The sequence below is a fragment of the Novosphingobium sp. genome, from assembly GCF_032093395.1.
Lineage (GTDB): Bacteria > Pseudomonadota > Alphaproteobacteria > Sphingomonadales > Sphingomonadaceae > Novosphingobium.
Genome location: NZ_DAMDBA010000111.1, coordinates 1 through 8,499 on the forward strand (window position 1 = coordinate 1; position 8,499 = coordinate 8,499).

Sequence of the window (8,499 nt, forward strand, 5' to 3'; positions counted from 1 at the left end):
AACAAGGACCTGCCGGCGTTCCGCCGAGACACCTATCTCTCTGCCTATGGCGAGGGCTGGGCGCTCTATTGCGAGGCATTGGGCGAGGACATGGGCATGTACGAGACGCCCTACGACCGCTTCGGCATGCTCAGCTATCAGGCCTGGCGCGCGTCGCGTCTGGTGGTCGATACCGGCATCCACGCCATGGGCTGGAGCCGCGAGCAGGCGCAGCAGTACTTCCGCGACAATACCGCGCTTTCGGATCACGAGATCGAGACCGAAGTGGACCGCTACATCTCCTGGCCCGGCCAGGCGCTCTCCTACTACATGGGACAGTTGGCTTTCGTGGACGCGCGCAAGAAGGCGGAGACCGCGCTTGGTTCCAAGTTCAACATTCGCGCCTTCCACGACGCCGTTCTAGAACTGGGTGGGGTACCGCTTCCGGTGATCGACCAGCGTGTCGACCAGTTGATCAAGGACGGTGGCAAGGGACCCTATCCCGACGAGGAATGAGCCAGGATCATCATCTTCACCAAAGTTACAGCTCGCGCCGCCGGTCCCTCCGGCGGCGCGAGTTTCTTTTCGCACATGCAAAATTGCGATACTTGCAACAATGATGGCGCAGTGCATTCCGACGTTCGAAGCTCGAGCCTTCGTCTCGGGAAATCTCATTTTCTGGAGATTTTCTATCCCTGAATCAGCCAGCACTCTCGCGGTGATCCGATACTATTGCGCATAATGCAACCAGTGACGATTTGCTTGCATTTGCGGCAAGTGCGAAAACCAGCCACATCACGGCAATGTTGCATTGCAGCAGAGTGCTGCGCTTTCAGGTGGTTTCAGATGTTTTCGCTCGTATCGCTTTATTTCGCCTATCGTCGCGACGTCGTCATGGCCGAGCGTCACATTCCGGCACTGGCTCAGGCTCCGGTTTCCGATGCCGCCGAACAGGCCGGTAAGATCGAGATTTCCGCCGAGCAGCGCGAACTGCCGCTGGCTGCCTGAAGCAGCCGCAGCCCAACCCGCTCCGGCTGAAGCCGAAGGGGAAGGGCGCGATCTGTGGCGGGAATTCAGGCGCCGCGTTCGGAGATTCCTTCTCCGTCCTGTTCCTCTTCGAACAGGATGGCCACGTCGCCATTGGCAGATAGCCGTACCTGGCCGCCGTCAATGGCAGCCACGAGTCCGCCGGGGATGTAGTGGTGGTGGCTCTCGTGCGAGCCGCTGTCGGCCTTCGTCAGCTTGATCCTGTCGCCCTCGACCTTGTCGACGGTGCCGATATGGACGCCGTCCGCGCCGATGACTTCCATGTGTTCGGCGATATTGCTCAGATCAGCCATTGAGAACCTCCTTGTGGAACGCGCGCTGTTGCTGGAGCACGCGTGGTGACACGATGAGGAACGCGCGGAGCGAGCCGATCTATCCCTTGCGTGCCGACCGTTCGGCTTACGGGAAACGCCGTTCCTCGCGTCAGCGCGATCCTGCAAAAGCCCAGCGCACGATCCCGGCCATCGCCCGCGTGCCGGCAAGGGCAGGCAGGACGGATATTCCCGGCCGCCGCAGCCCCAGCATCGTCCGGGAGAACGGCGGCAGCAGATCGACAGCGGCTCCGCCCAGCGTGCGCATGACGGAACCGGGACGGCGGCCCGCGCTTCCTTCCAGCAGGAATGCTGCAACCTCGCGGGTCGCGGGGCCGCTCCGCAGATCGTTTCGCATTTCCGACATGAGCATGGCCGCCTCCGCACGACTGCGGGGAGCGGGAGCGGCGCCCAGCATGCCGGCGACGACGGCCGTCTGTCGGAAATAGCGGTCCTGCGCGTCCGGCGTCATGCCGGGATCGCCATAGGCCAGATAGGCTTCCAGGAAGCTCGTCGTCTCGGCAAGATGAACCCAGCCCAGCACGCGCGGATCGGTTGCGGAATAGGGAGCGCCGTTCGGCAGGGTTCCGCGTACGCGAGCGTGGATCGCGTTCACTGCAGCGATCGCCCGTGCAGCCTCGTCCCGATGGCCATATGTGGTGACGGCGATGAAGCGGGCGGTGCGGCGCAGCCGGCCTTCTACATCCTCGCGGAAGTCCGAATGGTCCAGCACCCCCTGAAGCGCCGCAGGATGCAGCATCTGCAACAGGAGCGCCCGCATGCCGCCCACCATCATCGCCACGACATCGGCATGGACCATGCGGATAGGACTGTCGGGCTCGAACAGAGCCTCGGGAGAAGGCACTACCGGCGCTTCGCCTTTGGCGCGGTCGTTGAATACGGCACGCACCTGCCGCCGGAGCAGCGTTCGCAAGGCATCGGCAGGACTCAGGGCATCGGCAAGAGTGGGCGGATTGAGCGCGGCCATGGCGCATTATGCCTTCGGATCGTTGGGCCGCAACAGGTTAGAACGCCGGCGGCCCAGATCCTCGGTTACCGCACGGTGAAGGTGTAGCTCCCCCGAACATCTTCTCGGTCCGCACCCGCCGCATGCCAGGTCAGAAGGTAGGTGCCGGTCGGCAAGGGGCGGGGCAGGGCAACGACCAGCTTGCGGCCCTCGGTCCGAGGCGCGATGCCCTTGATCGGCATCGGTTCGTGATGCGCCATGCCGGGCATGGCGGTCATCACCAGATCGATGCCGGAAAGCGGTGCTTCCAGGTCTTCCGAAAAGGTCAGGACGATCGATACCGGTTTCGCGACCGTTCCGTTTGCGGCGGGGGTTGCGGCCACAAGCGCCGGACGGGCTTGAGTGCTTGCGGGAATGACGGCGAGGGCCGCCGCGATGGCGGCCGTCAAGGCAGCGATAGAGCCATTGGAACGCATGGAAACTCCCGGTTTTCGGTATGCGGGCAAACCTGCTTGCCCGAACTTGCTGGATCCCATACGCAGAAGGCGATGGCCATCCCTCGTCCCGCCGGACTTTTTTGCATCGGCGGTGAGGGATGAGATGCGATCCGCGCGTAAGGTGGGTCGGAAAGTGGAAGTGGAATCGGGCCCGATGAAGCAAGTCGATCAAATGCTTTCGCTGCTGCGCAACGAGCCGCTGCCGCTCGCGCTCGGCACGATCGAAGTGTCGGTCATGGCGGGGCTGGCTGCCGGACGCGAGCGGGTGGCGGGGCGGCGCGGGTTCGCGCTTGCCTGCGGCGTGGCGGCGGTGGTGGGGCTATGGGGCGGGCTTTCCACCCCGGCTTCGAGCTTGCGGGATTCCCGCGCCGAACCGGTGCTGGGCGTGCCGGCCGCCGCGCCGTCGCACTTGCTGGCATTCTGATCATGGCGCAGGCCTACCGCTATGTTCTCGTGGCGCTGCTCTCCTTCCTGGTGGCTCTGGGCGCGCTCTGGATCGGGCGAACGCTGCGCGCGGATGTGCCGGATCGGGGCCCTATTCATGCCTTGATCCACGGCGACTTGGACCTCGATCGTGACCAGAAGCTGCGGATCGAGGAACTGGAGAAGGGCTTTGCAGCGCGCCGCGGGCAGTTGGAGCGGGAGCTGCGGGCCGCCAATGCGGAGATCGCCCGCGCCATCGAGCACGAGCACGCCTATGGCTCCGATGTCGAGAAAGCGATCGATCGTTCGCATGTTGCCATGGGCGAATTGCAGAAGGCCACGCTCCGGCACGTCCTGGCAATGCGCGCCGTACTCCGTGCCGATCAGACCCCTCGCTTCGACCGGGCCGTTGCCCAGGCACTGACCGCCGCACCTCAGGATTGACCGGGATGGCCCGGCCAGGACCGTCGTCGGCTTCCGATGCCGACGCCGTCGAAGCGGCGCTCGCCGGGCGGCAAGCGGGCTTCGCCGCGCTGATGGAGGCGCATCGGAGCGCCGTGTTCCGCATGGTGCATGGGCACTTGGGGAACGAGGCCGATGCCCTGGACGTAACGCAGGAAAGCTTCGTGGCCGCTTTCATGGCCTTGCGCCGCTACGATCCGGCACGACCGTTCAGGGCGTGGATACTGCGCATCGCGCTCAACAAGTGCCATGACTGGGCGCGGCGTCGGAAAGTACGGCGTTTCTTCGCTTTCGCGCTGCCGATCGAGGATGCTGCGGGGGTTGCCGATGCGGGAGGCGATCCCGAGCAGGCGCTTGCGTCGCAGCGTGAGGTGGCACACATCCACGCCGCCATCGCCGCCTTGCCCGATGCACTGAAGGAACCCTTGCTGCTCTGCGCCGTGGAGGGCCTGTCGCAGGAAGAGGCCGCGTCGGTACTGGGCATCAGCCGCAAGGCGGTGGAAACACGGATCTATCGCGGCCGACAAAAATTGTCGCATCTGTCCGAGGGATAGGCGCTGGGCAGCCGTATGGGTTTGCATGGCATCTCAGGATAATTCGCAAGGCGCCCTGCTGGAACGCAGACGCTTTCTGGCACTCGGCGGCGGTCTGGCTGGTAGCCTGGGGATGTTTCCCGCCTGGGCAAGGAGCGGCGCCTCGGGAACGGCCCATGCCCAGACGGGCTTCCAGGCCCTTTCCGGCGATGCCATCGCGCTGGAAATCGGCGAGACTCACTTCTCCACCGGTGGGCGTTCGGGCCACGCGGTGACGGTCAACGGCACGCTTCCGGGGCCGCTTCTGCGGCTGCGCGAAGGAAGGACGGTCCGCATTGCCGTTACCAATCGTCTCAAGGTGCAGACCTCGATCCACTGGCATGGGCTGCTGGTGCCGTTCCAGATGGACGGAGTTCCGGGCGTGAGCTTTCCCGGAATCGATCCGGGCGAGACGTTCGTCTACGAGTTCCCGCTGACCCATTCGGGCACGTTCTGGTACCATTCGCATTCGGGAATGCAGGAAGCGGAAGGCCTGTTCGGGCCCATCGTGATCGATCCGGCCAACATCGATTCCGTGGCGTCCGATCGGGAACACGTGCTGGTGCTGTCCGACTGGAGCCCGATCCACCCGCATGAACAGATGCGTCGGCTCAAGATGATGGGCGGCTACTTCAACCGGCAGCGGCAGACCCTGTCGAGCCTGCTGGCAGGCAAGGACCAGTCGCTGGCCGACCGGCTTGCCTGGGCCCAGATGCGGATGGACGCCACCGACATCTCGGACGTGACCGGGTCGACCTACAGCTTCCTGATCAATGGTCACGGCCATGCAGAGAACTGGACCGGCCTTTTCGCGCCGGGCGAGAAAGTGCGGCTGCGGGTGATCAATGCTTCATCGATGACCAATTTCAACGTCCGCATTCCCGGCCTGCCGATGACCGTGGTCGCGGCCGACGGCAATCCCGTTGCCCCGGTCGAAGTCGACGAATTCCAGATCGCCATTGCCGAGACTTACGACGTCGTCATCCAGCCCGGCGCAGCCGATAGCTATGGCGTGATCGCCGAGGCCATCGATCGCTCCGGGCTGGTCCGCGCCACGCTGGCGCAGCGGCCGGGCCTCATCGGCGAAACGCCGAAGCTACGCGAGCGGCCCATCCTCACCATGCGTGACATGGGAATGGACATGGACGGCATGGACATGGGGGAGGGCGGCGTCATAGACCTTAGCCAGCCCGCCAATTCCTCGATGAGCGGCCACTCGATGTCGATGCGCGACCCTTCGGTGGCGCCGGGCGTGAAGATCGGGCCGGGCGTCGCCACGCTTTCGCCAATGCCGGTGGACCGACTGGCGGATCGCCCGACCGGGCTGGAGAACGTCGAGCATCGCGTGCTGACATATGCCGACCTGCGCGCGCGCGATCCCAATCCCGATCCCCGCGCGCCGAGCCGGCAGATCGATGTCCATCTGACCGCCAACATGGAAAGATACATGTGGTCGATGGACGGAGTGGCGATGTCGGAAAACCCGGAACCGATTCCGTTCCGGCTGGGAGAGCGGGTTCGCGTCAACCTCGTCAACGATACGATGATGCCGCATCCGATCCACTTGCACGGTCACTTCTTCGAACTCGTCAGCGGGGAACCGGGGAATCGTCCGCGCAAGCATACGGTCAACGTCCTGCCTGGCGGCAAGGTCTCCTTCGATCTCACTGCCGATGGCGAGGGAGACTGGGCGTTTCACTGTCACATGCTCCTGCACATGCATGCCGGCATGATGCGCGTGGTTACGGTCCGTCGGGAGGGCCAAGGCTGATGGAGCGCGCCATTGCGACCATGGCGGCCCTGGTGCTGGGGACCACTCTGCTGGCGACCGCTCCGCTGGGAGCGCAGGCCCAGTCCGGCGCCGCGCCGCATACCGGCGATCAGTCCGCCATGGACCATTCCGCCATGGATCATGGCACGCACGCCATGGGCGCGGAGGAGATTGCCGATGCACCGGGAGACGCGCCGCCGCCGCCAGTGCCGACCGACTTTCCAGCGGACCGCTTTTTCCCGGCCGATCGCATGAGGGTTTCTCGCGAAGCGATGGTCAAGGAGATGACCTTCTCAACTTTCGCGCTTCAGGTGGATCGCCTGGAGTATCGCACCGGCAAGGGCGGCGATGGTTTCGGCTGGGAAGGACAGGCCTGGTACGGCGGCGATATCGATCGTCTGGTCCTGGAAAGCGAGGGAGAGGGTACGTTCGCGGAACGGGCGGAGCGCATCGAATTGGAGGCTTACTGGCGCCACGCACTGGATCCCTGGTTCAATCTTCAACTGGGCGTTCGCCAGGATTTTCGCCCCGATCCGCAACGCACTTACGCCCTGGTCGGCATCGAAGGGCTGGCGCCCTACTGGTTCGAACTGGGCGGACAAGTTCTCGTTTCGAACCGCGGTGACATTCATGCGCGCGGCAAGGCGGGATATACCCAGCGGATCACCCAGTCTCTGGTTGTGGAGCCCGAGGCGGAACTGGACGTCGCTTTCCAGGACGTACCCGAACTGAACGTTGGCGCAGGGTTTGAACGTCTCGAACTCGGTGCGCGCCTGCGATACGAGCGGAACCGATCGCTCGCGCCCTATGTGGGCCTTCATTGGGAGCGCAAGCTGGGCGCGACAGCGCGATCCGCAACCGCTGCGGGCGAGGCGGTTTCGGGGCTTTCGGCCGTATTCGGCATGCGCGCCATGTTCTGACCGGCTTTGCCGAACCAGGATGGTTTCTTGGTATAGGCCGGACGAAAAGCGGCCAAAAAGAAAGCCGGCCCTGAGGACCGGCTTGAAAAGTTTGGGAGAGGATGCCTGAAAGGCCTCACCTTCATGCGGCATGTTGCATTGCAGCGCAATATACAAAATTGCATGTGCAGTTGCAGCATCGCGAGGGCGTTGACGGAACAAGTCGATGCATCTTCCGTTTTTCCGGGAAAGGGAGATGCCCATGGCTCATCACACGCATGACGTTGCTACCGTGCCCGCGCTGGATCTCGACCGATATCTTGGAACTTGGTTTGAAATCTGCCGGCTGCCGCTGAAGTGGGAAGACGCCGAAGCGCGAGACATCACCGCTACTTATGCCCGAAATCCCGACGGTACGGTGCGGGTCGAGAACCGCTGCATCGACAAGGACGGCAAGCCCGACCGATCGATCGGGCAAGCCGTACCCATCGACGGCAGCAACGCGAAGCTGAAGGTTAGTTTTCTGCCGCAATTCCTGCGCTGGATACCCTTCGCCAAGGGCGATTACTGGGTGCTGCGGATATCTCAGGACTATTCGGTAGCGCTCGTAGGCACGCCTGACCGCGAGAATCTCTGGCTGCTGTCGCGTAGCGCCGATTTGGCACCGGAGATCAAGGCGGATTTCCTGGAGGCGGCGGAACGCGAAGGCTTTGATCTTTCCGCGCTCATCACGCCGGTGCAAAGCGGATATGTCGTACCGGAGGCCGCTTTCAGCGACTGACAGGCCACCCCTTCGGAAGCGCTTTTCTTACGGCGGGCGTCGTGTATCATGGGATAACATAGCATAATATGGGATCGAAGGGTTGCGGATCGGTCTGCCGACTTTCGCTCCCGTACGGGAGCCAAGATGACCACCAGCCCCTGCGCCAGCCCCTTTGATCGCCGTACTTTCGCGTTATCCCTGCTGGCACTGCCATTGTTGACCACCGGCCCGGATGCCTTGGCGCGATCCGTCGCGCCGGTATCCATCACGCAGTTCGGCGCCAAGCCCGACGGAAAGACGATCAATACCCGAGCGATCCAGGCTGCCATAGATCGACTTGCTGCAAGGGGCGGGGGGACGGTGCTGGTTCCCAAGGGCGTGTTCGTCAGCGGGGCCCTGTTTCTGAAGCCGGGGGTCCATCTCCATCTGGAGGAGGGGGCGGTCCTGCGCTGCACCACCCGCATGGAGAACTTTCCACCGCGCCGTACCCGTATCGAAGGTCATTTCGAGGCCAGCTTCACGCCCGCGCTGCTCAACGCGGATGGATGCCACGGACTGCGGATCACCGGCAGCGGTACGCTGGACGGCGCCGGCCGGCCGATCTGGGATCTGTTTTGGAAACTGCGCAACGCGGCGCCGGTGCCGGACGAATTTCCCAACCTCGGCTTGCCACGCGCGCGCCTCGCCCTGATCGAGAATTCCAGAGGGGTGCTTGTAGAGGGTGTGACCTTCAAGGACTCGCAGTTCTGGAATCTCCACCTCTATCGGTGCGAGGACGTGCTGGTGCGCAATGTGCGCTTCGAAGTGC

Annotated in this window: 12 protein-coding genes and 1 pseudogene; 10 read left to right on the top strand and 3 right to left on the bottom strand. The window is 63.8% G+C overall.

Going from position 1 to position 8,499, the window contains the following annotated elements:
• Both RT424_RS22440 and RT424_RS22445 read left to right on the top strand, forming a co-directional pair.
• Positions 1 to 495 (top strand): DUF885 domain-containing protein (locus RT424_RS22440; RefSeq protein WP_313442770.1); only part of this gene is annotated, 495 nt, incomplete at its 5' end.
• A 330-nt stretch (positions 496 to 825) separates the two neighbouring features.
• On the top strand, positions 826 to 987 hold the full coding sequence (locus tag RT424_RS22445) for a hypothetical protein (RefSeq protein WP_313442772.1): 162 nt from the start codon (positions 826 to 828) through the stop codon (positions 985 to 987).
• 65 nt (positions 988 to 1,052) lie between these two features.
• Here the strand turns inward: RT424_RS22445 and RT424_RS22450 are convergent, their stop codons facing one another.
• From RT424_RS22450 to RT424_RS22460, 3 genes are all read right to left on the bottom strand, one after another.
• Positions 1,053 to 1,319, bottom strand: a complete 267-nt coding sequence (locus tag RT424_RS22450) for a DUF2171 domain-containing protein (RefSeq protein ID WP_313442774.1) — start codon at positions 1,317 to 1,319, stop codon at positions 1,053 to 1,055.
• 130 nt (positions 1,320 to 1,449) lie between these two features.
• Entirely contained in the window at positions 1,450 to 2,325 is an 876-nt protein-coding gene (locus RT424_RS22455) for an oxygenase MpaB family protein (protein WP_313442776.1), read from the bottom strand.
• 65 nt (positions 2,326 to 2,390) lie between these two features.
• Positions 2,391 to 2,780: a copper resistance protein CopC gene (locus tag RT424_RS22460; protein ID WP_313442778.1), complete on the bottom strand. Its 390-nt coding sequence runs from the start codon at positions 2,778 to 2,780 to the stop codon at positions 2,391 to 2,393.
• Positions 2,781 to 2,955: 175 nt separating this feature from the next.
• Between RT424_RS22460 and RT424_RS22465 the strand changes: the two genes are divergently transcribed.
• From RT424_RS22465 to RT424_RS24595, 8 genes and pseudogenes are all read left to right on the top strand, one after another.
• Entirely contained in the window at positions 2,956 to 3,225 is a 270-nt protein-coding gene (locus RT424_RS22465; protein ID WP_313442781.1) for a hypothetical protein, read from the top strand.
• Positions 3,226 to 3,227: 2 nt separating this feature from the next.
• A complete protein-coding gene (locus tag RT424_RS22470) occupies positions 3,228 to 3,668 on the top strand; it encodes a periplasmic heavy metal sensor (protein ID WP_313442783.1) in 441 nt (146 codons plus the stop codon).
• Between the two features lie 5 nt (positions 3,669 to 3,673).
• Entirely contained in the window at positions 3,674 to 4,240 is a 567-nt protein-coding gene (locus RT424_RS22475) for an RNA polymerase sigma factor (RefSeq protein WP_313442784.1), read from the top strand.
• Positions 4,241 to 4,265: 25 nt separating this feature from the next.
• The gene (locus RT424_RS22480) at positions 4,266 to 6,029 is read left to right on the top strand and encodes a copper resistance system multicopper oxidase (RefSeq protein ID WP_313442786.1); all 1,764 of its coding nucleotides are present in this window, start codon (positions 4,266 to 4,268) and stop codon (positions 6,027 to 6,029) included.
• Complete coding sequence (locus RT424_RS22485; protein WP_313442788.1) at positions 6,029 to 6,949, top strand: copper resistance protein B; 921 nt, start codon at positions 6,029 to 6,031, stop codon at positions 6,947 to 6,949. Before RT424_RS22480 ends, RT424_RS22485 begins: the two co-directional genes overlap by 1 nt.
• A 241-nt stretch (positions 6,950 to 7,190) precedes the next feature.
• Positions 7,191 to 7,709, top strand: a complete 519-nt coding sequence (locus tag RT424_RS22490) for a lipocalin family protein (protein WP_313442790.1) — start codon at positions 7,191 to 7,193, stop codon at positions 7,707 to 7,709.
• A gap of 126 nt (positions 7,710 to 7,835) precedes the next feature.
• Positions 7,836 to 8,021, top strand: a pseudogene (locus RT424_RS24590) (hypothetical protein); the annotation flags it as partial.
• A 215-nt stretch (positions 8,022 to 8,236) separates the two neighbouring features.
• A partial coding sequence (locus RT424_RS24595) for a hypothetical protein (protein WP_409521574.1) occupies positions 8,237 to 8,499 on the top strand: 263 nt, incomplete at its 3' end.

Coding starts and splice junctions, on each gene's coding strand:
- RT424_RS22445 (WP_313442772.1), top strand. CDS start 826: ATGTTTTCGCTCGTATCGCTTTATTTCGCCTATCGTCGCGACGTCGTC.
- RT424_RS22450 (WP_313442774.1), bottom strand. CDS start 1,319: ATGGCTGATCTGAGCAATATCGCCGAACACATGGAAGTCATCGGCGCG.
- RT424_RS22455 (WP_313442776.1), bottom strand. CDS start 2,325: ATGGCCGCGCTCAATCCGCCCACTCTTGCCGATGCCCTGAGTCCTGCC.
- RT424_RS22460 (WP_313442778.1), bottom strand. CDS start 2,780: ATGCGTTCCAATGGCTCTATCGCTGCCTTGACGGCCGCCATCGCGGCG.
- RT424_RS22465 (WP_313442781.1), top strand. CDS start 2,956: ATGAAGCAAGTCGATCAAATGCTTTCGCTGCTGCGCAACGAGCCGCTG.
- RT424_RS22470 (WP_313442783.1), top strand. CDS start 3,228: ATGGCGCAGGCCTACCGCTATGTTCTCGTGGCGCTGCTCTCCTTCCTG.
- RT424_RS22475 (WP_313442784.1), top strand. CDS start 3,674: ATGGCCCGGCCAGGACCGTCGTCGGCTTCCGATGCCGACGCCGTCGAA.
- RT424_RS22480 (WP_313442786.1), top strand. CDS start 4,266: ATGGCATCTCAGGATAATTCGCAAGGCGCCCTGCTGGAACGCAGACGC.
- RT424_RS22485 (WP_313442788.1), top strand. CDS start 6,029: ATGGAGCGCGCCATTGCGACCATGGCGGCCCTGGTGCTGGGGACCACT.
- RT424_RS22490 (WP_313442790.1), top strand. CDS start 7,191: ATGGCTCATCACACGCATGACGTTGCTACCGTGCCCGCGCTGGATCTC.